This is a genomic window from Pseudomonas fluorescens, assembly GCF_004683905.1.
Taxonomy (GTDB): domain Bacteria; phylum Pseudomonadota; class Gammaproteobacteria; order Pseudomonadales; family Pseudomonadaceae; genus Aquipseudomonas; species Aquipseudomonas putida_A.
This window is the reverse complement of the sequence record NZ_CP038438.1, coordinates 1,952,278-1,976,815: the sequence shown is the minus strand read 5'-3', so window position 1 is coordinate 1,976,815 and position 24,538 is coordinate 1,952,278. Positions and strand designations below refer to the sequence as shown.

At 59.7% G+C, this 24,538-nt stretch carries 23 protein-coding genes and 1 tRNA gene; 8 read left to right on the top strand and 16 right to left on the bottom strand.

Annotated elements, in window-relative coordinates:
• Nucleotides 1–104: 104 nt before the first annotated feature.
• Nucleotides 105–1,031: a LysR family transcriptional regulator gene (locus tag E4T63_RS09055; RefSeq protein WP_135295288.1), complete on the bottom strand. Its 927-nt coding sequence runs from the start codon at nt 1,029–1,031 to the stop codon at nt 105–107.
• A 126-nt stretch (nt 1,032–1,157) separates the two neighbouring features.
• Between E4T63_RS09055 and E4T63_RS09050 the strand changes: the two genes are divergently transcribed.
• Nucleotides 1,158–1,904, top strand: coding sequence for a 3-oxoacyl-ACP reductase family protein (locus E4T63_RS09050; RefSeq protein WP_134785838.1), 747 nt, complete (start codon nt 1,158–1,160; stop codon nt 1,902–1,904).
• Nucleotides 1,905–1,983: 79 nt separating this feature from the next.
• On the opposite strand, the gene E4T63_RS09045 is transcribed toward E4T63_RS09050, so the two are convergent.
• A complete protein-coding gene (locus E4T63_RS09045; protein WP_134785837.1) occupies nt 1,984–2,679 on the bottom strand; it encodes an HAD-IA family hydrolase in 696 nt (231 codons plus the stop codon).
• A 246-nt stretch (nt 2,680–2,925) separates the two neighbouring features.
• Between E4T63_RS09045 and E4T63_RS28845 the strand changes: the two genes are divergently transcribed.
• Entirely contained in the window at nt 2,926–7,701 is a 4,776-nt protein-coding gene (locus tag E4T63_RS28845) for an RHS repeat-associated core domain-containing protein (protein WP_135295287.1), read from the top strand.
• On the top strand, nt 7,698–8,126 hold the full coding sequence (locus E4T63_RS09035; RefSeq protein ID WP_096797772.1) for a DUF6896 domain-containing protein: 429 nt from the start codon (nt 7,698–7,700) through the stop codon (nt 8,124–8,126). Before E4T63_RS28845 ends, E4T63_RS09035 begins: the two co-directional genes overlap by 4 nt.
• Before the next feature lie 75 nt (nt 8,127–8,201).
• On the opposite strand, the gene E4T63_RS28495 is transcribed toward E4T63_RS09035, so the two are convergent.
• The 4 genes from E4T63_RS28495 to E4T63_RS09020 form a co-directional block, all read right to left on the bottom strand.
• Nucleotides 8,202–8,369: a hypothetical protein gene (locus E4T63_RS28495; protein ID WP_003223252.1), complete on the bottom strand. Its 168-nt coding sequence runs from the start codon at nt 8,367–8,369 to the stop codon at nt 8,202–8,204.
• 123 nt (nt 8,370–8,492) lie between these two features.
• Complete coding sequence (locus E4T63_RS09030) at nt 8,493–8,918, bottom strand: YMGG-like glycine zipper-containing protein (RefSeq protein ID WP_027613308.1); 426 nt, start codon at nt 8,916–8,918, stop codon at nt 8,493–8,495.
• A 138-nt stretch (nt 8,919–9,056) separates the two neighbouring features.
• Nucleotides 9,057–9,425: a glycine zipper domain-containing protein gene (locus E4T63_RS09025; protein ID WP_007960728.1), complete on the bottom strand. Its 369-nt coding sequence runs from the start codon at nt 9,423–9,425 to the stop codon at nt 9,057–9,059.
• A gap of 325 nt (nt 9,426–9,750) precedes the next feature.
• A complete protein-coding gene (locus E4T63_RS09020) occupies nt 9,751–9,939 on the bottom strand; it encodes a hypothetical protein (protein ID WP_007960727.1) in 189 nt (62 codons plus the stop codon).
• A 239-nt stretch (nt 9,940–10,178) separates the two neighbouring features.
• Here E4T63_RS09020 and E4T63_RS09015 point away from each other — a divergent pair, with 239 nt between their 5' ends.
• The gene (locus tag E4T63_RS09015) at nt 10,179–10,457 is read left to right on the top strand and encodes a hypothetical protein (protein WP_027613310.1); all 279 of its coding nucleotides are present in this window, start codon (nt 10,179–10,181) and stop codon (nt 10,455–10,457) included.
• A 66-nt stretch (nt 10,458–10,523) separates the two neighbouring features.
• Here E4T63_RS09015 and E4T63_RS09010 read toward each other — a convergent pair whose 3' ends face one another.
• Entirely contained in the window at nt 10,524–10,844 is a 321-nt protein-coding gene (locus tag E4T63_RS09010; protein ID WP_027613311.1) for a YbjQ family protein, read from the bottom strand.
• A 164-nt stretch (nt 10,845–11,008) separates the two neighbouring features.
• Nucleotides 11,009–11,098, bottom strand: a tRNA-Ser gene (locus E4T63_RS09005).
• A gap of 295 nt (nt 11,099–11,393) precedes the next feature.
• On the opposite strand from E4T63_RS09005, the gene E4T63_RS09000 reads away from it, so the two are divergent.
• The 3 genes from E4T63_RS09000 to E4T63_RS08990 all read left to right on the top strand — a co-directional run bounded on the left by E4T63_RS09000 (nt 11,394) and on the right by E4T63_RS08990 (nt 14,125).
• Entirely contained in the window at nt 11,394–12,083 is a 690-nt protein-coding gene (locus E4T63_RS09000) for a crotonase/enoyl-CoA hydratase family protein (RefSeq protein WP_064586733.1), read from the top strand.
• A 216-nt stretch (nt 12,084–12,299) separates the two neighbouring features.
• A complete protein-coding gene (locus E4T63_RS08995) occupies nt 12,300–13,022 on the top strand; it encodes a 1-acylglycerol-3-phosphate O-acyltransferase (RefSeq protein WP_135295286.1) in 723 nt (240 codons plus the stop codon).
• 131 nt (nt 13,023–13,153) lie between these two features.
• Complete coding sequence (locus E4T63_RS08990; protein ID WP_134785832.1) at nt 13,154–14,125, top strand: magnesium and cobalt transport protein CorA; 972 nt, start codon at nt 13,154–13,156, stop codon at nt 14,123–14,125.
• Nucleotides 14,126–14,257: 132 nt separating this feature from the next.
• Here E4T63_RS08990 and E4T63_RS08985 read toward each other — a convergent pair whose 3' ends face one another.
• From E4T63_RS08985 to E4T63_RS08975, 3 genes are all read right to left on the bottom strand, one after another.
• Nucleotides 14,258–14,986: an amidotransferase gene (locus E4T63_RS08985; RefSeq protein WP_103368915.1), complete on the bottom strand. Its 729-nt coding sequence runs from the start codon at nt 14,984–14,986 to the stop codon at nt 14,258–14,260.
• 91 nt (nt 14,987–15,077) lie between these two features.
• Nucleotides 15,078–17,225, bottom strand: coding sequence for a 3-hydroxyacyl-CoA dehydrogenase NAD-binding domain-containing protein (locus E4T63_RS08980; RefSeq protein WP_135295285.1), 2,148 nt, complete (start codon nt 17,223–17,225; stop codon nt 15,078–15,080).
• 25 nt (nt 17,226–17,250) lie between these two features.
• Nucleotides 17,251–18,456, bottom strand: a complete 1,206-nt coding sequence (locus E4T63_RS08975) for an acetyl-CoA C-acetyltransferase (protein WP_098967931.1) — start codon at nt 18,454–18,456, stop codon at nt 17,251–17,253.
• A 638-nt stretch (nt 18,457–19,094) separates the two neighbouring features.
• On the opposite strand from E4T63_RS08975, the gene E4T63_RS08970 reads away from it, so the two are divergent.
• On the top strand, nt 19,095–19,862 hold the full coding sequence (locus tag E4T63_RS08970) for a c-type cytochrome (RefSeq protein ID WP_135296910.1): 768 nt from the start codon (nt 19,095–19,097) through the stop codon (nt 19,860–19,862).
• A gap of 118 nt (nt 19,863–19,980) precedes the next feature.
• Here E4T63_RS08970 and E4T63_RS08965 read toward each other — a convergent pair whose 3' ends face one another.
• The 5 genes from E4T63_RS08965 to E4T63_RS08945 form a co-directional block, all read right to left on the bottom strand.
• Nucleotides 19,981–20,784 (bottom strand): transglutaminase family protein, encoded by an 804-nt coding sequence (locus E4T63_RS08965; protein WP_098967930.1) that lies wholly within the window; start codon nt 20,782–20,784, stop codon nt 19,981–19,983.
• Nucleotides 20,781–21,731, bottom strand: coding sequence for an alpha-E domain-containing protein (locus tag E4T63_RS08960; RefSeq protein ID WP_027613321.1), 951 nt, complete (start codon nt 21,729–21,731; stop codon nt 20,781–20,783). Before E4T63_RS08960 ends, E4T63_RS08965 begins: the two co-directional genes overlap by 4 nt.
• Nucleotides 21,732–21,743: 12 nt before the next feature.
• Nucleotides 21,744–23,153 (bottom strand): circularly permuted type 2 ATP-grasp protein, encoded by a 1,410-nt coding sequence (locus E4T63_RS08955; RefSeq protein WP_083366520.1) that lies wholly within the window; start codon nt 23,151–23,153, stop codon nt 21,744–21,746.
• Between the two features lie 474 nt (nt 23,154–23,627).
• Nucleotides 23,628–23,975 (bottom strand): ribonuclease E inhibitor RraB, encoded by a 348-nt coding sequence (locus E4T63_RS08950; RefSeq protein WP_007960698.1) that lies wholly within the window; start codon nt 23,973–23,975, stop codon nt 23,628–23,630.
• Between the two features lie 212 nt (nt 23,976–24,187).
• A complete protein-coding gene (locus E4T63_RS08945; protein ID WP_027613323.1) occupies nt 24,188–24,421 on the bottom strand; it encodes a hypothetical protein in 234 nt (77 codons plus the stop codon).
• Nucleotides 24,422–24,538 lie beyond the last annotated feature (117 nt).

Sequence of the window (24,538 nt, the reverse complement as noted above, 5' to 3'; positions counted from 1 at the left end):
TCCTTCGCGAGCAAGCCCGCTCCCACATTGGATCTGTGGCGTTCACAAATCCAATGTGGGAGCGGGCTTGCTCGCGAATGGGTCAACTCGGTGCCACGTCTTGCTCAGAAAGCACTGAACCGCCGAGCCAACCCTCGCTCTGCAAACTGCTCAATCACAAAATCGACAAACGCCCGAGTCTTGCCCGGCAACAATTTATGCTCGGCGTAATAGATCGAAATGTTGCCGTCATCGATGTACCAGTCCGGCAGCACGCGTTGCAATGTGCCGGCCTCGAGGTAACCCACGGCAAACGGCATGCTGACCAGCGCGATGCCCAGCCCTTGTGCTGCCGTAGCGCAGGCGGCTTCGGAGTCGCTCATGGTCATTCGCGTCTTGAGGGTCAAGGGCTGACAGAGCTGACTGCGGCCACTGATCAACTGCCAGGAGCGCACTCGACCGGTCTGCGGCGAACGAATCAGGATGCCATCGTGACGTTGCAGGTCATCAGGTTCGGCGATCGCTTCGTGCCTTTGCAGATAGTCAGCAGATGCGACCAACACACGATGCGCGGGTGCCAATCTGCGTGCGACCACGCCTTGGGGCAATTCAAAGCCGCCGCCAATCGCCGCATCGAAACCCTGCCCAATCAAATCGACCTGACGGTTATCAAAATGCCAGTCAGGGTTGATCGCCGGAAACCGACGTAAAAATTCTTGCAGCAATGGCACGATGTACAAGCGCCCGAATACCGTGCCCATGCTGACTTTCAACGTCCCCGCCGGCAGCCCCTCCACACTCGCCAGATTGGCCACCGCATTCTGAATCGTCGTCAAACTGCCACTGACCTGACTCAAAAACAGCTGGCCGGCCTCGGTCAGGGTCAGGCTGCGTGTACTACGCTGGAACAGCCGTACACCGAGCCGCACCTCGAGCTTCGCCACACTCTTGCCGACGGCGGCCGGGGTCAGGCTCAAGCGCCGGGCGGCTTCGGCAAAGCTGCCGACTTCGGCGCTGCGCACGAAGCATTCGATGCTGCTGAAAGTTTCCATGATCGCCACTATAAACTTCTGGTTTACACAGACTATAGCAATCATGGTCTACACGGTTGTCGATGCGAGGCCGATACTCGGCTCCAACAACAAGGCACCCCGCCTTGAATTTTCTGGAGATCGAACATGACCACTCAACACCTCAGCGGCAAAGTCGCTCTGATTCAAGGCGGTTCCCGTGGTATCGGCGCCGCCATCGTCAAACGCCTGGCCGCCGAAGGCGCCGCTGTCGCATTCACCTACGTCAGCTCCACCGCCAAGGCCGAAGAGTTGCAGAACAGCATCACCGCCAGCGGCGGCAAAGCCTTGGCGATCAAGGCCGACAGCGCCGATGAAGCCGCAATCCGCAATGCTGTCAGCGCCACCGTCGAAGCCTTTGGCCGCCTGGATATTCTGGTGAACAACGCCGGCGTCCTGGCCATCGCGCCGCTGGAAGACTTCAAACTGGAAGACTTCGACCAGACCCTGGCGATCAACGTGCGCAGCGTGTTCATCGCGTCTCAGGAAGCCGCCAGACACATGGGCGAAGGCTCGCGCATCGTCAACATCGGCAGCACCAACGCCGACCGCATGCCCTTCGGCGGTGGCGGGGTGTACGCGATGAGCAAATCGGCACTGGTCGGCCTGACCAAAGGCCTGGCCCGTGATCTGGGCCCGCGCGGCATCACCATCAACAACGTGCAGCCCGGCCCGGTCGACACTGACATGAACCCGGCCCATGGCGATTTCGCCGAGAGCCTGATCCCGCTGATGGCCGTCGGTCGTTACGGCACCGCCGATGAAATCGCCGGTTTCGTCGCTTATCTGGTCGGCCCGGAAGCCGGTTACATCACCGGTGCCAGCCTGACCATCGACGGTGGTTTTGGCGCCTGATTGCGCTGAATCCCGGATACAAAAAACGCCGCGCCTCCTTACAGAGGGCGGCGTTTTTTTATCGGCGCTTATTGGCTGATCAAGCCCATTCCAGCGCCGGCAAACCGCAGGCACTCGGGGTGAACGCCTTGAGCGTGCGCAGAATCCCGTCGGCATGCGCGTATTTTTCATCGGCCATGGCCGCGTCGGGAATCGCAATGGCAGTCATTCCCGCCGCTTTCGCGGCGGTGACGCCAAACGGCGAATCCTCGAAGACCAGACAGTCTTCAGGCGCTACACCCAGACGCCGGGCGGCGGTGAGAAAGATGTCCGGCGCCGGTTTTGCTGCGCCAACTTCCGGGTCGTCGGCGGTGACGATGAAATCGAACAGGGCAAACCAGTCGCGGTGCAAGGTGGTTTTCTGGCCGAACGACTGCCGCGACGAACTGGTGCCCACGGCGATCGGAATGTTGTGCGCCTTGAGGTGACGAATCAGCTCCTCCGCGCCCGGCATGGCCTGGGCCTTGGGAAAGCGTTCACGCATCAGTGGTTCGCGGATCAGCAGAAACTCTTCGGCGCTGATCGGCAGATCCAGCGCCTGCACCACGTAGTTCGCCAGATCATTGGCCCCGCGACCGATGATGTTCTGTTTGATGCTCCAGTCGAAGGTCCGCCCGTAACGCTCGGCGATGAGCGAGGTGACCTCGGTGTAGATGCCTTCGGTGTCCAGCAGCAAACCGTCCATGTCGAAAATCACGGCCTTGATCGGGCCAAACGTCTTCATCGGTGCATTCATCATCGGATCCGTTATCAAAAACATCCCGGGCGGCCCAAACGGCGCCGCTACGCGGATCTGATTAATGGGTTCAGCAGCATAGCGAGGCCAGCGGACATTGAGCAACGGGCAATGTTTACGGGCGGTGGAATGACTCGCTGACATTTAGCGAAATGCCCTACAGATAACGCCTACTTTCCCGACTTCTTTCCATGTTGATCCCCCGCAAAGTCCGCGCACCTCTTTCATGTGCGCGAGTGCTTGCGAATGTTCCAAACCGATCGGCTCCTGGCCCTGAACAACAGCATCGGCCTGCTGGTGGTTGCCGCCCTGAACCCGCAACACCCGGACTTCGAAACGCTGATCCGCGAGTTCCGCCTGTGCCTGAACAACTACGAGGCCTGGGCCGAGCAGCTCTGGACGGGAACCGCGCTGGATGTCGAGCAGGTGTTCAAGGTCGGTGACCACGTCCGTCTAAGCGCGCCCGTTAAATCCCGCCAGCCGATCCAGACCTTGGTGGTCATGTGCCCCGCCAGCGGCCCGTTGACCTTGGTGCACCTGTTCGAGGCGGCGCGGTTCGTACCGATCGGCGATACCCCGGTGATGCTGGAACCGGTGATCGGCGAAATCGACGGGGTATTGAGTTTCGGTGAACCACTGCGCCATACCATCGGCCCGAGCGGCATTCTGGAAGTCAGCGACTGCGACCGGGGCCAGCGTTACCGCATCACCTTCTTTCCTGATGTTTCCACCGACCATATCCAAGCGCTGTACGCCTCCTATGAAGAGATTCTGGACGGGATGGAGGTCTGGCTTCGCCAGGAGTGGGACGGGTTTCAGCCGCTGTGGGCGGAGTTTTCCGGCGCCGGTTTGGCTGATCGTTACCAGCAGTTGCAACAGGCCGACTGGCGCGGTTTCGAGAAAGCCCTGCACGACATCTGGGATGACGTTAAACAGCTGTTTGCCCTGCTCGCCGACCTGCAGGCCAACAGCGAAAAACTCCTGCAGTACCTGAGCGATGTCGAGCTGCAAGCGCTACTCGACGCCTCCAGCGAGGCTATCGCCAATGGCTTGCTGATCCTTAGTGACGAGCCGTTGCTGTTTATCCATCTGGCAGCGTTCACCAGTTGGCTGAAGATGCTGCCGCCGCAGTATCTGGCAGAAGTAGTGGCCGAAGTCCGGGTCGAGTTGTTGATCAGTTTTCTGCTGATGCGCGTTTCCGGCGGCGTTGGCGTGCCCGTGCGACTGAGCAGCAAGGTGCTGAGCAAGATCAAGTCGCCCCGGGCGCGGCAATGGCTGGCCGCATCGGCCTTGCGCCTGAGCGAACTGACCTCCACTGCGGATCTGAGCAAGCACGCGGGCGCGTTGAAGCCATTGATGGTCAATGCACGCAATGTGTCTTTGAAGCCGACACCAGCGATCCCTCTGAACATTCGCCAGGCCGACTCGGTCGTGCTGAGTGTTCCGAATCCGGCGCCGATGGCGCGGGAAAAGTCGCGGAACACCACCCGGATGGAGCGTCACGAACCCCGCGACGATGCTTCGAACCAGGCTAAAAACCCCAACGGCGACAGCGCCGATTGCGCGCCGCTGACCTGTACCAACGGTTGCCCGGTGTCGATGGTCACCGGCGAAGAGCTGCTGACCCTGACCGATGGCACGCTCGATGGTTTGCTGCCGTTCGAGTTCACCCGGTTGTACCGCACCAGCGCGGTGGAGATCGATGTCGGGCTGGGGTTTGGCTGGAGTCATTCGCTGGCGCATCGGCTGGAGTTTGATGGCGAGGCGGTGGTCTGGGTCGATCACGAGAACCGCCGCACGCGGTTTCCGTTGCCCAGCGTTGAGCGCCCGGCGATTCACAACAGCCTGTCGCGGGCGGCGATTTTTCTCGGCGATGAGCCAGAGGAACTGATCCTCGCGCTGGCCGGGGATACAGCGCGGTTTTATCACTTTCGTGCCGGGCGGCTGGTGGCGGTCAGTGATGCGTATGGCAATCGTCTGATCGTTTCTCGCGATCATCAGCAGCGGATTGTCCGCCTGGACAATGGCGCGGGTCGCTCGCTGCTGTTGCGCTATGACCGGGCGCATCTGGTCGCGGTTGATTACCAGGTGCTTGAGGCTGATGGCTGGCGCACCGAGCAAACGCTGGTCAGTTATTGCTACGACGCGCGTCAGCGGTTGTTGGCCGCGACCAATGCGGTCGGTGACAGCGAGCGTTACGACTACGACGATCAGCACGTCATCCTGCAGCGGCAACTGACCGGCGGCGCGAGCTTTTTCTGGGAGTGGGAGCGCTCGGGCAAGGCGGCGCGCTGCGTGCGGCACTGGGCGTCGTTCGCGCAGATGGACACCCGTTACGTCTGGGCCGATGACGGCAGCGTCGCGGTGCACTACGTCGATGGCAGCGAAGAAACCTACGTCCACGATGACAGCGCACGGCTGGTGCGCAAGGTCGCGGCCGATGGCGGTGAGCACCTCAAGGCTTATGACGATCAGGGCCGGCTGATCGCCGAGCAGGATCCGCTGGGCGCGGTCACCGAATACCGTTACGACGACGTCGGACGGCTGATCGCGCTGCTTCCGCCGGACGATGAGCCAACGTCCTACGAGTACCGCAACGGTTTCCTGCACAGCCGTTCTCGCGGCGAGGCGGTGTGGACGTTTCGGCGCAACGCCGAGGGCGATGTCACCGAGGCGGTCGATCCTGACGGCCAGGTCACCCATTACTACTACGACACGCGCGGGCAGTTGCTGTCGATCCGCTATCCGGACACCAGCCGGCACAAGTTGTCGTGGAACGACCTCGGGCAACTGATCGAGGAAACCCTGCCTGACGGTGGTGTGCGGCGCTTTTCCTACGACGCGCTGGGGCGACGGACGACCACTTGCGACGAACACGGCGCGATCACCCGCCAGCAGTGGGACGCGGTTGGCCGACTGGTTCAAACGACATTTCCTACAGGCGCCACTCGCGCCTACAGCTATGGCGCTTACGGCCAAGTCACTGCCGAGCGCGACGAACTCGGGCGCATCACCCGCTACGAGTATGACGACGACCTGCATCTGGTCTCGCGCAAGATCAACCCCGACGGCACGCGGGTGCAGTACCGCTACGACCATGCGCAACTGCTGCTGACGGAAATCGAGAACGAGTCCGGGGAAAAGTACCGCCTGGACTACACGCCCACCGGATTGATCCGACAGGAAACCGGCTTCGATGGTCGGCGCACCGCTTACGCCTACGACCGCAACGGGCACCTGCTGGAAAAGACCGAGTTCGGCGATGACGGCTCGACGCTGGTCACCGTCTACGCGCGTGATGCGGCCGGGCGCTTGCTGCTGAAAACCCTGCCCGACGGAGTTGAGGTGGCTTACACCTATGACCGACTGGGCCGTTTGACCGGGGTCGATGACGGTCAAAAGCATCCACTGGCCTTTGAATATGACCGGCAGGACCGGCTGATCACCGAGCATCAGGGCTGGGGCACCTTGCGGTATGTCTACGACGCCTGCGGCCAGCTCAAGCGCCAGCGTCTGCCGGACAACAGCAAGCTCGACTATCACTACGCCAAGGGCGGCGCGCTGACCGCCATCGACCTCAATGGCACGCGGCTGAGCAGCCACGTCTATCAATCGGGTCGCGAACAACAACGCCAACAAGGCCTGCTGCGCAGCGATTATGCCTACGACGATCAGGGACGTTTGCTGGCCCACGCTGTAGGCCATCAGCACGACTCGCTGTATCGCCGGGATTATGCCTACAGCGCCAACGGCAACCTCGAGCACATCGCCGACAGCCGCCATGGCCAGCGCACCTATGGCTATGACGCCCTCGACCGCTTGATCCGCGTGCGTCACTCGCGCGACGAACTGCCGGAATCCTTCGCCCACGACCCGGCCGGCAACCTGCTGATGCAGGATCGCGCCGGCCCGACGCGGATCAAGGGCAACCGCCTGCTGATGCAGGGCGATCGCCATTACGACTACGACGCCTTCGGCAACCTGATCCGCGAGCGTCGTGGCCGCGACCAGCAACTCGTCACCGAATACCGCTACGACTGCCAACACCGCCTGATCGGCCTGACCCGCGCCGACGGCCAAACCGCGACCTACCAATACGACGCCTTCGGCCGGCGCATTCGCAAAACCGTCGACGGCCAGACCACCGAGTTCTTCTGGCAAGGCGACCACCTCGTCGCCGAAAGCGGCCCTAACCACCACCGCAGCTACGTCTACGAACCCGGCACCTTCCGCCCACTGGCGCTGCTCGACGGCAAAGGTCCGAAAAAGGCCTGCCCGTTCTACTACCAACTCGACCACCTCGGCACGCCGCAGGAACTGACCGACTACAGCGGCGAAATCGTCTGGTCAGCGCAATACGACGCCTACGGCAAGGTGTCGGCGATCACCCTCGCGGGCGAGGACTACCTGGACCAGCCGCTGCGCTTTCAGGGGCAGTATTTCGATGCGGAAAGCGGGCTGCATTACAACCGGCATCGGTATTACGACCCGAGGTTGGGGCGGTATTTGACGCCGGATCCCATCAAGTTGGCGGGTGGGTTGAATCAGTATCGGTATGTGCCGAATCCGACGGGATGGGTGGATCCGTTGGGGTTGAACTCCAATTGTCCGCCGCCGAATAAGCCAGGCTGTGAGGTGCCGGGTGGGATTGGCGGGGCTAAGGTTGACGAGGGTGAGCCGAAACTACCGACCATTGCTCACAATATAGATCCGAAAACTTTGAAGCGTGTACATACAATAGAGGGAAAAACCTCAACCAGGACAGTCGAAGATTATAAAAATAAAATGCGCAACGGATACGGCCCAACCGATCCCATCACCGTAATAGAACATGACGGCAACCTATATATCTTGGACGGACACCATCGCGCAGCAGCTGCACGACAAACTTCGACCAATGTGACAATCAAACTCATAACAGATCTAAAAACGTATAACGGAGCTCTAAGAAGTATTGAAGATGTATTGGAATCAGCAAACAATGTGGGCCTGGACAGGTTGGAGCACCGGAGAAGAAGATGAGCGATCAAAATGAAGCTTTGGACATCCTGATAAATGACTTTATCTCCATGGTAGAGTCCAGCACGCTGATATTTGAGCGCAAATTTGGCACTCGTGACATTCGACGGCTCTGGTACACCAAGACAATAAAGCGACGAGGAAGAGTCACTCGAGGCGTTAAATATGAATTGCATGGTGTTGGCTGCCGCATCAATCTATCGACAGGAAGCGTAGATTTTGACTATGGCCCAAACGGTGAAATTAATGGGTTTGATACTTGGCGCCTATACAATTTTGCCCGCGAAAGACCATCTAAACATAGGAAATATTGCGATGAAAAAATCATTAAAAAAGAACTGGAAGAATATCTTAATTTAAAAAAAATCAAAAAAATGTCAGCCTTCAGTAACCTGTATGTATGGGCTGACTCAAAAGAAACCGATTAAACATGACCACGAAAAGGGCCTGTTCACTCAGGCCCTTAAAAACAAATCCAAATTTTCAATCCACCTTACTCCCCCTCACTGCTCATCCTCATCCTCCTCATACTCCATATCTGCCTCATCCGCATCATTCAACGGCACCGTCGCATCATCCATCAGCGACCCCGGATCCTCGTTCCCCGGATCATTGATAAACGGCAGACCACTCGGGCCTTTTTCTTCCTTGCCTTCGGTTTCGGGCGTCATGGCAAACCTCTACGTCTGGTGGGTTGTATAACGTTCGAAAAGCCTTACAGCCAATCGTTCCAGTGTCCGACCGCCAGAAACGAAAAACCCGGCGCCAGGCCGGGTTTGTTTTCGAATACTCAATCAGTGATGACGGTTTTTATGTTTGTACTTGTTGTGCTTGTGACCACCACCGGAATGAGCTCTGCCACCGTCGTCACCTAGGTTGTTGCCCACCGCACCACCCGCTGCGCCGCCCAAACCGGCACCAATGGCCGAACCGGTGGAGCCGCCCAAGCTGTTGCCGACCACCGAGCCGCCGGCAGCGCCGAGACCACCGCCAATGGCGGCTTCGGTGCGATTGTGTTTATTCGCCCCGACCGCGCTGCCCGCCGCACCGCCGACGCCTGCGCCAACCGCGGCACCAGTGCTGCCACCGAGCTGGCCACCGACCACGTTACCGAGTACACCGCCCAAACCGCCACCTACGGCGGCGCTGCCATCTCCGGCGGCCATCGCACCTTGAGCGATGAATAATCCGAAAAACAGTGCAGACAATGACAAGCGCATTTGAACCTCACAGTTCCCGAATCGGGAGGGTATGCCCATAGGGCCTATGTCAGATTGGAGACACTTTTCGAGAAAACGTTCAGCCATGAAAAAGCCCGACATCGAGCCGGGCTTTTTCTGACAAACAAACGTTCGATATCAGTGACGCTTGTGACCTTTGGACAGGTTAGCGCCGACGGCACCACCCGCAGCGCCACCAAGACCGGCGCCAATGGTTGCACCATTCCGGCCGCCCAGGCTGTTGCCGATCACCGAACCACCGGCCGCGCCAACACCACCACCAATAGCCGCTTTGGTGCGGCTGCCCTTGCCGGCAGCCATCGCACTGCCCGCCGCGCCTGCAACACCGGCACCAATCGCTGCGCCAGTGCTGCCGCCCATCTTCTGGCCGACCACGTTACCCAGCGCGCCACCCAGACCGCCGCCGAGTGCAGCAGTACCCTCACCGGCGACCGCACCTTGAGCAACCAGAAGCCCCAGAACCAGAGCAGGCAATGTTAGACGCATGACGAAAACCTCAAAAATAGGGAGATCAAAAGGGGCCGAGATTGAAAGCTGCCGACGCGCTGAAGTCCAGACAAATCAGCTGCCGCCGCGCACTTGGCGCCGATTGGACAGCGATTTCGCCAAAGGTTTTATCGCAGGCAAAAAAAAGCCCGCTGGGGAGACGGGCTGGAGACTTGCTTTCTAACGGATGGCTTCACCCTACGTCCGTGGACGTGAAAAGTTTGTGAAAAACACCAACCCCGTCCAAGAGTTTGTAGGAGATTTCCTTTTCATAAACAGCAGGCATAAAAAACCCCGTTCATAGACGGGGTCGTTCGGTCTCACTTTATTTTCTTGAGCGGGCCGAGACCTTTGGAAGGAATTTGGCTTTCGGCCCCTTGGGTGCCGTGGACTTGATCTTGCCGGTCTGCACCGGATCCTCGCCAAAGCCCGATTGGTACTCCGTCTGGCCGCAACGGACACAGTTGTTGAATGAAAATTCGGCTCCATCGTCTTCGATATACGGGTCAGTCATAGCCTCTCCCCTTTGCAATAGATCGACACCGGCAAAGCCCTTTTGCCTGAAAAAATATCGACCTCCAAGGCTTTTGAGACTAGCCGGTCATTACCGGACTTGTGGTTCAGTTAGACCGATGCCCGACGAATGGCCTACACCTGCTCAACATCCGAACCAACCGTTGATCTCACAACGCTAAAGATTCCCGACCACAGGCCGTTGCCCTTTTTCATACAAATGAATCTCAAGGAGAGAATATGAAAATCAACGGATTCCCGGAAATGCCTGTCGTAAAACTCACGGACGAACAAATCGCTGCCGGCAAAGCCGCCGGTGAAAAATTCAAGGAAAAGCTCGCTTCAGGCGACATCACCATCACCTACCCGGACAAACCGGTTCTGACCCCTGGCGTTATCTACCACCCGAGTCAGCCGGCCGATCCGACGCCCTCCACCGGCACCCCGCCGATGGTCGCAATCGATACGCCCCTGACCTATGACGCCCACGGGCTTGTCATCCTCAAGCCACAGGGCTGATCGAAAGCAGAAAAGCAAAAAGCCCATTCATCATCTGAATGGGCTCGCTTGAACACCGCGACTGCATCAACGCAACTTGACCGCCGTACCCGTCGCGAACACCACAACCATGCCACCCTTGCCCGCCGGCATGCTGATCTCGAAATCCAGCCCGACCACCGCATCCGCCTGCAACGCCCGCGCCCGTTCCTTGATCTCGTCCGTCGCCTGAACCCGCGCCTCTTTCAACGCACGCTCCAGCGTCTGCGAGCGCCCACCGAAAAAATCGCGCATGCCGGCAAACATGTCACGGATCACGTTGACGCCCTGCACCGACTCCGCGCTGACAATGTCCAGGTACGCGGTGATCTGTCGGCCTTCGATGGCGTGGGTGGTGGAGATGATCATGGGAACAGTCCTTTTTTCTACGGATAAAGCGACGATTGTAATGCGCTATGGCAAATCAGGCCGAGCACTTGCACGCATGACAGGCGCAGCGGATTAAAATCCAGACGCCAGAAACCACAAAACCCCTGATCTCTTTCGAAATCAGGGGTTTTGCGTATTGAATGTGGCGGTGAAGGAGAGATTCGAACTCTCGATACAGTTTCCTGTATACACACTTTCCAGGCGTGCTCCTTAAGCCACTCGGACACTTCACCGTATCTCTTCAAACATGTTCTGTCTGTCGAGGCGCGCTAATGTAGTCGAAAGCTTTTCTGATGGCAAACTTTTTTTCAGAATTTTCATGCGGTTAAGACAAAAAGGCGTTTCGCCCCACCCTAGGCGATGGCAAACCGGCCAATCTCTGGTGACGGCCACCCTTCTATATAGAAGCAGAACGGTGTGCTACGCCGGGCGCGGCCGGAAACGGTGACCGGCGAGTCAGTCACAGCGCTTTACCTGGCCTACGGCGGTGGGTAACGTCTGCCCATCTTTCTTACAAGGAATAGCGTCATGAGTGAGTTGATTGCCTACCACCTCGAAGACGGTATCGCGACCCTGACCTTGAACAACGGCAAGGTCAATGCCATTTCCCCGGACGTGATTGCGGCGTTCAACGCGGCGCTGGATCAGGCGAAGACTGATCGTGCCATCGTGATCATTACCGGTCAGCCGGGGATTCTGTCGGGCGGCTATGACTTGAAGGTGATGACCGCCGGGCCTAAAGAAGCCGTGGCGCTGGTGACTGCGGGTTCGACACTCGCCCGTCGCCTGCTGTCCCACCCGTTTCCGGTGATCGTTGCCTGCCCAGGCCACGCCGTGGCCAAAGGTGCATTCCTGCTGCTGTCCGCCGACTACCGCATCGGTGTCGACGGCCCGTTCAGCATCGGTCTGAACGAAGTGCAGATCGGCATGACCATGCACCACGCCGGCATCGAGCTGGCGCGTGATCGTCTGCGTCGTTCGGCGTTCCACCGTTCGGTGATCAACGGCGAGATGTTTGATCCGAAAAGCGCGGTGGATGCCGGTTTCCTCGACAAGGTGGTGGCTGCCGAAGAGCTGCAAGGCGCAGCCCTGGCCGCGGCGCGTCAGTTGAAGAAGATCAACATGAACGCGCACAAGAACACCAAGCTCAAAGTGCGCAAGGCGCTGCTCGAAGCCCTCGACAACGCGATCATCCAGGATCAGGAACATCTGGGCTAAGCCCGCGCTCCCGAGCCAAAGAATAGCCCGACCGTCGTGTCGGGCTTTTTCTTGCGCGTTCGATTGATCGAGCGTCGACTGCTCTAGCTCGGGTCTGACAATCAACTCGGAAACATGCGCTCAAACATCGCCTATCTCCGGACTCTATAGCAGCAATTGCCGAAAACAGTGCACATCCGTACACTGCGCCACCTTTTGTCCCGGTGGGGCCTGAAAATGCTGTTTGTGTTTCGTATGTTATTGATGGGCCTGCACTTTATTCTGGCCGGCGTGTTGGGGGTGATCCTCGGGCTGTGCCGACCGTTCAATCCGGACAACAGCCGACTGTGCGCCCGCCTCTACGCCCTTCCGGCCATGTGCATCCTGCGTTTGCGGGTGAAGTCCGACGTCGGTCCGTTGATGAATAAGCCCGATAGCTGCGTGATCGTTGCCAACCATCAGTCCAACTACGACCTGTTCGTGTTCGGCAACGTGGTGCCACGCAGGACCGTATGCATCGGCAAGAAGAGCCTGAAATGGGTGCCGCTGTTCGGGCAACTGTTCTGGCTCGCGGGCAACGTGTTGATTGATCGTGGCAACGCGCACAAGGCGCGCAAGTCGATGCTCACCACCACCCACACCTTGCAGCACGAAGACACGTCGATCTGGGTATTCCCGGAGGGCACGCGCAACCTCGGTGAAGAACTGCTGCCGTTCAAGAAAGGCGCGTTCCAGATGGCGATCGCCGCCGGTGTGCCGATCGTGCCGGTGTGCGTCAGCAGCTACATCAAGCACATGCGCCTGAACCGCTGGCGCAGCGGGAAAATTCTCATACGCTCGCTGCCGGCGATTCCTACAGCCGGGCTGACCATGGATGACATGCCCATGCTCATGTCCCAGTGCCGCGAGCAGATGCGCGAATGCATCGCCGCGATGGATCAGCAGCTGCAGGCTGCGTAAAAAAACCCGCCTTGTGCGGGTTTTCTTTTGCCGGGTGAACTGTACAGATTTCACTGACTCTCAAGCAGCGACACAGCTAAGCTGAAGCCTTGTATTCCCTGCCATCTGCCAAGAAGAAGTGAACCACTACCATGGGTCGAGTTGTTGCTGCTGCGGTTTACAGCGCCGGTAAGAAAGTCACTAATATCACGCTTGACGAAGGCGCCGCCTGGGCCGCAAAAACCGGACATTTTGTCTGGATCGGCCTGGAAGAGCCGGACGCTCAGGAGCTGGCCAATCTGCAGCGCCAGTTCAACCTGCACGAACTGGCCATTGAAGACGCCCTGGAAAAACACAGCCGGCCGAAGCTGGAAACCTTTGGTGACGCCTTGTTTATCGTCACCTACTCGCCGATCCGCGAACATGGGATCTTGCAGTTCATCGAAACGCACATCTTCGCCGGCAAGGGCTACATCATCACCGCCCGCAACGGCCACTCGGCGTCCTACGCGCATGTCCGCCAACGCTGTGAGGCGCGGCCGCTGTTGCTGGAGCACGGCGAAGATTTCGTCCTGTATGCGCTGCTGGATTTCGTCATCGAAAACTACCAGCCGGTGGGCGAAGCGATTCATGCCGAGATCGATGAACTGGAGCGCAACGTGCTGTGCAGTGCGTTGAACGAGCATGACATTCAGAAACTCCACGGCCTGCGCCGCGACGTGTTGCGCCTGCGCCGCTATGCAGCGCCGATGGTGGAGATTGGCGAGGAGCTGCAGAAGCTGAGCTTTCCGTTCATCGACAAGAACATGCGCCCGTACTTCCGCGATGTGCAGATTCACGTCACGCGGCAAATGGAAGACCTGACCACGCTGGCGGACATCGCCAGCCAGACCATCGAGGTCGGTGTGTTGCTGGAAGCGTCGCGGCAGAGTGTGGTGCAACGCAAGTTTGCCGCGTGGGCGGCGATTCTGGCATTCCCGACGGCGGTGGCGGGGATTTACGGGATGAACTTCCAGAACATGCCGGAGCTGAGCTGGCACTACGGCTATTTCGCTGTGTTGGGGTTTATTACGGTGGGGTGTGTGAGTTTGTGGGCGAGTTTCAAGAGGTCGGGGTGGTTGTAGTCCTGTGGCGAGGGAGCTTGCTCCCGCTGGGGTGCGAAGCGCCCCCATACAGACATCAAGTTGCCGTAAATTACGGCTGCTGCGCATCCGAGCGGGAGCAAGCTCCCTCGCCACATAGGTAAATGTCAGGTCTTAAATCGCTGCAGCTTCTGGCTTGTGCGCCACAAAACGCATCATCCATTCCGCCACCGTGGTGCCATGGTGCTCCTGCTCCAGGCTGGCCACGCCTTTCGAGTAGATCTGCGAACCCAGCGCTTCCTGGCGCAGATCCAGCAGCGCCCGCGAATAGTCGTGAATGAATTCCGGGTGCCCCTGGAAGCACAGCACCTGATCGTTGATGTGGTACGCGGCAAACGGGCAGAAATCGCTGGAGGCAATAACCGTGGCGTTTTCCGGCAGCGCAGTGACCTGATCCTGGTGGCTGATCAGCAGCGTCAGCTCTTCACGCACCGGACTCATCCACGGCGCCTTGGCCGCCAGTTTGTAGTTGTGGGTGCCGACGCCCCACCCCTGGCTGGCGCGCTCGCTCTTGCCACCTAGCAGCAGCGCCAGCAATTGATGGCCGAAGCACACGCCGAGCAGCTTGTCGCCACGCTCGTAGCGGGTCAGCAGGTATTGCTTGAGGGTCTGGATCCACGGGTCGGTGCCGAACGAATCGGCCTTGCTGCCGGTGATCAGGTACGCATCGAAGGTCAGGTCGTCGCTGGGGTATTCGCCCTGCATCACGTTGTACACGGTGAACTCGGCGGCAATCGGTTGCTGCGAGAACAGGCGCTGAAACATCTGCCCGTAACCCTGATATTGATCGACCAGTTCCGGACGCAGGATGTCGGTTTCCAGAATGCAGATGCGTAGCGACATAAAAAATACCTGACACGTGATGGGAATAATGAACACCCCAGAGCCTGCCTTGAAACACCCCGGCAAGGCAAGCCCCGCAACGTTCAGCCGATCACTTAAACAGCTCGCCTTTCGCGGCTTTTTCCAGCAGCAGGGCCGGTGGCGCAAAGCGCTCGCCGTACTGCTCGGCCAGATACTGCGCGCGTGCGACGAAGTCCTGCACCCCGTACTGATTGATGAATTGCAAGGCGCCGCCGGTCCACGGCGCAAATCCGATGCCGAAGATCGAGCCGACGTTGGCATCCGCTGTCGAGGTCAGCACGCCCTCCTCCACGCAGCGCACGGTTTCCAGGGCTTGCACGAACAGCAGACGATCACGCACATCCTTCGGCGAAATCTGCCCGTCGGCCTTCTCGAAGCGCGTCTTCAACTCCGGCCACAGATGTTTCTGACCACCCGCCGGGTAATCGTAGAAACCACCGCCAGCGGCTTTGCCCGGGCGCTTGTATTCGTTGAGCAGCAAGTCAATCACGGCGAAGGCCGGGTGTTCTATCAGCGGTTTCCCTTCCGCTTGCAGGTCTTTGGCCGTTTGCTGACGGATATGGCTCATCAGGCTGAGGGAAACTTCGTCGGAGATCGCCAGCGGCCCGACCGGCATCCCGGCCTTGCGCGCTTCGGTCTCGATCATCGGCGCGCTCACGCCCTCGCCGAGCATGGCGATGCCTTCATTGGTGAAGGTGCCAAACACCCGCGAGGTAAAGAAGCCGCGACTGTCATTGACCACGATCGGGGTTTTCTTGATTTGCAGGACGAAGTCGAAACCGCGCGCCAGGGTTTCAGCACTGGTCTGCGCACCTTTGATGATTTCCACCAACGGCATTTTGTCCACCGGGCTGAAGAAGTGCAGACCGATGAACTTAGTCTGATCGGGTACTGCGGTCGCCAGCCCGGTGATCGGCAAGGTCGAAGTGTTGGAGGCAATCACCGCGTCAGCACCGACAATCTTTTGCGCTGCCGACGAGACCTTGGCCTTGAGTTCGCGATCCTCGAACACCGCCTCGATGATCAGATCACAACCCGCCAGATCCGCATCATTTTCAGTGATGTGAATCCGCGCCAGCACCGCTTCGCGCTTTTCGGCCGTCATCTGGCCACGGGCGACTTTCTTGTCCAGCAGCGCCGCCGAATGGGCCCTGCCCTTCTCGGCCGCCGCCAGGTTGATATCCTTGAGCACCACATCGATACCAGCCGAGGCACTGACGAAGGCGATCCCGGCGCCCATCATGCCCGCACCGAGCACGCCGACCTTGCGCGTGACATATGGCGCAAAACCCTGCGGCCGCGAACTGCCGGCGTTGATCTCGTTGAGCTGGAACCAGAAGGTGCCGATCAGGTTTTTCGAGATCTGCCCGGTGGTCAGTTCGGTGAAATAGCGGGTTTCGATCAGGTGCGCGGTGTCGAAATCGACCTGCGCGCCCTCCACCGCCGCACAGAGGATTTTCTCCGGCGCGGGCAGCGTGCCCTGAGTCTTGCTGCGCAGGATCGACGGCGCTATCGCCAGCATCTGCGCGACTTTCGGATTCGACGGTGTGCCGCCGGGGATCTGATAGCCCTTCACGTCCCAACGCTGTACCGCGCCCGGGTTCGCGACAATCCAGGCGCGCGCCTTGGCCAGCAACTCGTCACGATCCGCCGCCAGTTCATCGATCAGACCGGCCTGCAATGCCTGTTGCGGGCGCACCTTTTTGCCTTCGAGCAAGTACGGCAAGGCTTTTTCGATGCCGAGCATACGCACCATGCGCACCACCCCGCCGCCGCCCGGCAGCAGACCCAGCGTCACTTCCGGCAGACCGAGCTGCACCGCCGCATCGTCCAGCGCCACCCGGTGATGGCAGGCCAGACAGATTTCCCAGCCACCGCCGAGCGCGGCGCCGTTGATCGCCGCGACCACCGGTTTGCCGAGGGTTTCCAGGGTGCGCAACTGCCCCTTGAGGCTCAGCACCATGTCATAGAACGCTTTGGCCTCGGGTTTGCCGACCTTGATCAGCTCATTGAGGTCGCCGCCGGCAAAGAAGGTTTTCTTCGCCGAGGTGATGATCACCCCGGCGATGCTGTCTTTTTCCGCCACTAGCCGCGCAACGCAGGCGCCCATGGCATCGCGGTACACGGCGTTCATGGTGTTGGCGCTCTGGCCCGGCATGTCGATGGTCAACACGACGATGGCGTCCTGGCCTTTTTCGTAACGAATGGCTTCGCTCATAACAAGGTTTCCTTGAATTCGGGGCTCAGAGGCGTTCGATGATGGTGGCAATGCCCATGCCGCCGCCGACGCACAGCGTCGCCAGGCCGTAGCGCAGGCGCCGGGTTTCCAGTTCATCGAGCAAGGTGCCGAGGATCGCGCAACCGGTCGCGCCCAGCGGGTGGCCCATGGCGATCGAGCCGCCGTTGACGTTGACTTTGTCCGGGTCCACCGCCATGTCCTTGATGAACTTGAGCACCACCGAGGCAAATGCCTCATTGACCTCGAACAGGTCGATGTCTTCCACGCGCAGCCCCGCCTTGGCCAGGGCCTTGCGCGTGGCCGGCGCCGGGCCGGTAAGCATGATCGTCGGGTCGGTGCTGGTGACGGCCGTGGCGACGATCCGGGCCCGTGGTTGCAGGCCGAGCGCACGACCCTTGGCTTCGGAGCCGATCAACATCAGCGCCGCACCGTCAACGATCCCGGAGCTGTTGCCCGGCGTGTGCACGTGGTTGATCCGCTCGACGTGGCTGTAAACCCGCAGCGCGGTGGCATCAAAACCCATCTGGCCGATCATTTCGAAACTTGGCTTGAGTTTGCCGAGGCCTTCCATCGTCGACTCGGCGCGAATGAATTCGTCGTGATCGAGCAGGATGATGCCGTTCTGATCCTGCACCGGCACCAGCGACTTGTTGAACGAGCCGTCGGCCCGCGCCCGTGCAGCTTTTTGCTGCGAGTGCAACGCGTAGGCATCGACATCCTCACGGCCGAAGCCCTCAAGGGTGGCGATCAGGTCCGCACCAACGCCCTGCGGGGTGAAGTGGCTGTGCAGATTGGTTTGCGGATCCAGTGCCCAGGCGCCGCCGTCGCTGCCCATCGGCACCCGCGACATCGACTCGACGCCACCGACCACCACCAGATCCTCGAAGCCCGAGCGCACCTTCATCGCACCGAGGTTGACCGCTTCCAGACCCGAGGCGCAGAAGCGGTTGATCTGCACGCCGGCCACGCTAACGTCCCAATCCGCCACCTGCACCGCAGTCTTGGCAATGTCCGAGCCCTGATCGCCAATCGGCGTGACGCAGCCGAGCACCACGTCATCGACCTGACTGGTGTCCAGCGCCGTGCGGCTTTGCAGCGCGGTCAACAACCCGGCGACCAGATTCACCGGTTTGACGCTGTGCAGCGCGCCATCGGCCTTGCCTTTGCCGCGGGGCGTGCGTAACGCATCGAAAATCAAAGCTTGGGTCATGACGTCCTCGAACCTGTGCGGTGAGTGAATTTCGTAGTGTCACTGTTGTCCCGAGCGCGCATGGATTCAATGACCACAGCGCTCAATGACGTTGACGTGCACGCTCAGACGGACGGTCATCCACCCTCAGGTGAACCGGTTCAGGTCAGCGAGTTGTCTAGCCAGCGGGCGGCGAAGAAGCTGGCAATAAGCCTCATGCCGTTTTTATCGCAAACGGCAGCAAATACATATGAATTGGATCTAAGCCAAGCGTGACGCGGGCTCTAAGGTAGTAAATGTACGTCAGGGTCGTCGGGTTTTGCCGGGGCCGACGTTCTTCAACAGGAAGTGCAGCGTTTGCCGTCATGGATATGCAGGCAGACATCAGGAAATAACAATAAAGGCGGTCAAGCCATGTTCAAACAACCGAAAGTTCGTCAAGCAGGACTCATTCTTTTCGCCACCACGCTGCTGTTGATTTTGCCCAATCTGACCAAGGTGATTGGCTGACTCAAGCGGCAGGCGTCCGCTATCGCCAGACAAAATGTGACTGGCCCGCTACCCGGGCCAGCGTGGCTGTGCGAACCTTTGCGCACTTCCACGACAGGGACGGCGATCATTTGAAAACGCTCATTGTGTTCTGGGCCTTGCTGCTGAGCATGCCCTTGTCTGCGGCGCAGCTCACGCTGGAGCTGGGCGCGAACAGTCGCACCTGGCAGACCGAAGAGTTGCTCAAGCATCCGCAAGCACAAACTCTGACCATCAAGAACGATGTGTCCTACAAGAAGGACATGACTTATCGCGCCGTGCCCGTGGCGGCGCTGCTCACCGGGATCAAACCGGCCGATCACCTGCAAGCGGTGGCGCTGGACGGGTTTGCTGCCGAACTGGCCGCTGCGCCGTTGCTCAACAGCAAAGGCGCGCAGGCCTGGCTGGCGATCGAGGACCCGGCGCAGCCGTGGCCGCCGCTGTCCGAGGGCAAACACAGCGCCGGGCCGTTCTATCTGGTATGGACTGACCCGCAGGCCGGCAACATCAGCCCTGAGCAATGGCCGTTCCAAGTGGCGAGCATCAAGCGCATGGCGCCGGTGGCCGAGCGCTTCCCGGCGCTGTTACCGGATCCGAAGCTTAAAGCGGATGACCCGGTGAGTCAGGGTTTTGCACTGTTCCAGAAGAACTGCCTGGCCTGCCACCGGTTGAACGGTGCGGGAGATGCGCAGTTCGGGCCGGACTTGAATATTCCGTACAACCCGACCGAGTATTTCGGCGCGGACTTCCTCAAGCGCTACATTCGCGATCCGCAGAGTTTGCGCCAGTGGCCGCAGGCGAAGATGCCGGGGTTTTCGGCAGAGGTGTTGCCGGAGAGGGATTTGCAGTTGTTGATCGGCTATTTGCAACACATGGCTGGGCGCAAGGTTAAGCCCTGACGACATTCCCCTGTAGGAGTGAGCCTGCTCGCGATAGCGGAGTGTCAGTCACTGATCCTTCAACTGACGACCGCTATCGCGAGCAGGCTCGCTCCTACAGGGTTTTGTGTGAAGCAAATTACTGTTGTTGCACGGAAATAACCGGTGTCGGCGACACGAACACCTTCGCATGCATCTGCTCACAACCACCGCCCCGGCGCATGCCGCGCACCGGGCAGGCATCCAGATAATCCAGGCCCACCGCCAGTTTCAGATGCCGCTCCGGGCGGGCCAACTGGTTGGTCACGTCAAAGCTGTACCAGGCGTCATCCAGCCACGCTTCGGCCCAGGCATGACTGGCCAGATGCTCGGCGTCCTCGCTGTACAGATAACCCGACACATAACGCGACGGAATTCCCAGACTACGTGCACAGGCGAGAAACGCATGGGTGTGATCCTGACAAACCCCGGCGCGCCCGGCAAAAGCTTCGGCGGCGCTGGTGTCGACTTCAGTCGAACCCGGCGTGTAGCTGATGTGCTGGTTCAAACCATGCATCAGGTCGATCAGCGCAGTGCGATCGCGCCGCTGTTTGCAGGATTTGTCGGCAAACGCCCGTAGCCCTTCGTCCGCCTCGGTCAGCCGGGTGAAGCGCAGAAACGGTAGCGCCGACTGGCTCTCATGCTCGGCCTCGCGCAATTCGTCGATATCGACCTGGCCACGGGCGCCGATGATGATCGCTTCGTGCGGCTCATCCATGGTCAGCACATGCAGGATATTGCCGAACGGATCGAGCTGGGCGCGCACCGGACGCGGCAGGTCGAGTTGCCAGCTCAACACGTGCTGACGCTCGCTGTCGTGCGGGGTCAGGCGCAAATACTGGATGCTCGCCCGCACCTGATCTTCATAGTGATAGGTGGTCTCGTGGCTTATGGAAAGTCTCATGCAGCCTCCAGGTATGAACTGTGAATCGCGTTGCCCAACTGGCGCACCAGCGGGATGAATTCGGTGAGCCAGGCGTGCAGGCCTTCGGCGAGGATTTCGTTGATGCCGGTGTAGCGCAGGCGTGCGTCCATTTCGGCAGCAAGGCGTTGTGCCGGACGGCCATTGGCGCCGGGTAACTGGGCGAGGATCTGGTCGATTTCCTCGGTGCAGGCGCGCAGCGAGCGCGGCACATCGGCGCGCAACAGCAGCAGCTCGGCGACATGCCGGGCGCCGGGTGCGTCGCGGTAGATCTCGGTGTAGGCCTCGAACGATGACAGCGCTCGCAACAGTGCACTCCACTGGTAATAGGCGTGCGCCGTACCGTCACTGACGGCCTCGGCCTGATCGCCGGCCATTTCATAGCGCGCATCGAGCAGGCGCAGCGTGTTATCCGCACGCTCGATGAACGTCCCCAGACGAATGAAACGGAACGCATCGTTGCGCATGATCGTGCCGTAGGACGCGCCACGGAACAGGTGCGAGCGCTCCTTGATCCACTCGCAGAAACGGCTCATGCCGTAACGACTGAGGCCCTGCTCGGCAATGCCGCGAATCTCCAGCCAGGTAGCGTTGATGTTCTCCCACATGTCCGCGGTGATACGCCCGCGCACCGCATGCGCACTGGCCCGCGCCGCGCCGAGGCAACTGTAGATGCTCGCCGGGTTGGCCGCGTCCAGGGCGAAGAAATGCAGCAGGCGTTCGGCATGCAGTTCGCCGTGACGCTCCAGATAATCGTCGAGGGTGCCGGTGATCAACAGCGGCATCGCCAGTTCGTGCAAACCGTCGCCGCGACCGTCCTGCGGCATCAGCGACAGCGAATAGCTGATATCGAGCATCCGCGCGAGGTTTTCCGCCCGCTCCAGGTAACGCGACATCCAGTACAGATCCGAGGCAGTTCTACTTAACATGGCAAGCTTCCTTCAATCCTCGACCACCCAGGTGTCCTTGGTGCCGCCGCCCTGGGAGGAATTCACCACCAGGGAGCCTTCACGCAGGGCGACACGGGTCAAACCGCCGGGCACGACCCGGGTTTCGCGGCCAGACAATACAAACGGACGCAGGTCGATATGACGCGGCGCAATGCCGTTTTCGACAAAGGTCGGACAGGTCGACAGCGACAATGTCGGCTGCGCAATGTACGCGTGGGGCTTGGCCTTGATCCGCTCACGGAACGCATCGATCTGCGCCGTGGTTGACGCCGGCCCCACCAGCATTCCGTAACCGCCGGAGCCCTGGGTTTCCTTGACCACCAGATCCGGAAGATTGGCCAGTACGTGGGAAAGTTCCGAGGGGTTGCGGCACTGCCAGGTCGGCACGTTCTTCAGGATCGGTTCTTCATCGAGGTAGAAACGGATCATCTCGGTGACAAACGGGTACACCGATTTGTCATCCGCCACCCCGGTACCGATGGCATTGGCCAGCACCACGTTGCCCGAGCGATACGACGACAACAGTCCCGGTACACCGAGCATCGAATCGGGGTTGAACGCCAGCGGATCGAGGAACGCGTCATCGAGACGGCGATAAATCACGTCCACCGCTTTCGGCCCGTCGGTGGTGCGCATGAAGACCTTGTCGTCACGCACAAACAGGTCGGCGCCCTCCACCAGTTCAACGCCCATTTCCCGCGCCAGGAAAGCGTGTTCGAAGAACGCACTGTTGAAGCGCCCCGGCGTCAGTACCACCACGCTCGGGTCGTCGATCGGGCTGGAGCTTTTCAGGGTGTCGAGCAACAGATTCGGGTAGTGGTCGATGGGCGCGATGCGCTGGGCGGCGAACAGCTCCGGGAACAGACGCATCATCATTTTGCGGTCTTCGAGCATGTAGCTGACGCCGCTCGGAGTACGCAGGTTGTCTTCGAGCACGTAGTAAGTGCCATCGCCGTCGCGCACAAGGTCGACGCCGGAGATGTGCGAATAGATGTCGCGGTGCAGATCCAGGCCCTGCATCGCCAACTGGTACTGCTCGTTGGCCAGCACCTGTTCGGCAGGGATAATCCCGGCCTTGATGATGCGCTGCTCGTGATAAAGGTCGGCGAGGAACATGTTCAACGCCTTGACCCGCTGGATGCAGCCGCGCTCGACGATCCGCCACTCGCTGGCGGGAATGCTGCGCGGGATGGTGTCGAACGGAATCAGGCGCTCGGTGCCCTGCTCGTCGCCATAGAGCGTGAACGTGATCCCGGCCCGGTGGAACAGCAGATCGGCCTCGCGTCGCCGTTGTGCCAGCAACTCGTCAGGCGTGTCGGCCAGCCAGCGGGCGAACTCCCGGTAATGCGGGCGGACCTGGCCGCCGGCATCGTACATTTCATCAAAATAGGTGCGGATCATGCCGTACTCCTTGTCACCCGGACCTACAGGCCTTCGCAAGGCCCGTGCCATCGGCATAAACGCTTTGATTTCAATCGGTTGGATAATCACGCCGCAAGCACCGCACCATTCCTGTGCGGCAAATGCCCCAAGCCGATTGCCCCCGCCTCATTGCGACGCATTGCATCGCCTATCACCAGCATAGTCAGAGTTGATTTCACCGCTCGCACCGAGCTGCGGATAATCGGCGCATCCGCTGAAAACTTCCCCGGTGAAGACTTCAGCTCCACTGATCCGGACTGCCCGCGCAGTCCCCGCAGGCCGTAACCCTGACCGGTTTCCTCTCCTTATCGGTCTTCCCTTTAGCCACCCTCTCCGGTGGCTTTTTTTTGCCCGGGATTCTTGTTTCAGGGTTTTGCCACGGGCTATTCGGCGGCCAGAAACGACAACGGCCAACCCGAAGGTCAGCCGTTGCTCAATACCTGAAACCAGAGATCAGTTCAGACGATGGCGGTTACGCACCTCCTGCTTGACGCCCCAGCCCTCGATGATGCCGCCCAGCGGCTCGACCACGGCAGAGAAACCTTGCTCGAAATCGCCAATGTCGTCATAGGTTGCGTACATCACTTTGCTCAGTTCCAGCGACCAGGCGCCATCGTCGCGCGCACTGACCTGGGCATTGATGGATTCACCACGAAATTTGCCTGCCGCCCTGCGCGCCCGCTCCTCGTCCGGGAAAATGGCGTAGAACTCGATGGGATGGAACCGGGAAAAGTCGAAACCGCCTTCTTTCATGCGGCGCAGAACATTGCTGCTGATGTCTTCTTGATAGGCTGTGCTCATGAATCGTCCCCCTCGGATAGATGGATAGACTTTCCGTATTCCCGCCCCGGGCCTTACAGGCCAAAGTACTTCGGCAACGTGGTTGCACGCGGGAAACAAGCATGTAGCTGACAAGACCAGACCTTAGCGATTGTTTCGCTGATCTCGCTTGCAGAGTAGCCCCAAGATAGAGCTGCTGCCAAGGCCTGGTGCTTCAAGTGACAGGAAGAATTTCAGATTGGCGTGATACTGCGGATTTCGATGCTGTTCTGGGTTTTCAGGCTTTTCACGCCAGCATCGGTGGTGCGCCCTTCAAGATCGTTCATATCCAGTTCGGCGGCCACCGGCAGGAGCCGTTCCTTGATCAGGCGTGCAGCCTCGTCGTCGCTGGGGCATTCCGCGCGCTCGAACACCTCATCGACAATTTCACCATGATCGTCCACGAAAGTGACTTTCCACTTTTGCATCGGTGCCTCCTCGATCAAACCCGCAAATGGGCTTACTACTATCTCGACTTTTGGCGAGATTGATCGTTCAAAAGGATTGCAGCGGACGAACATGAAAAAAAATTAACCGATGGGGAA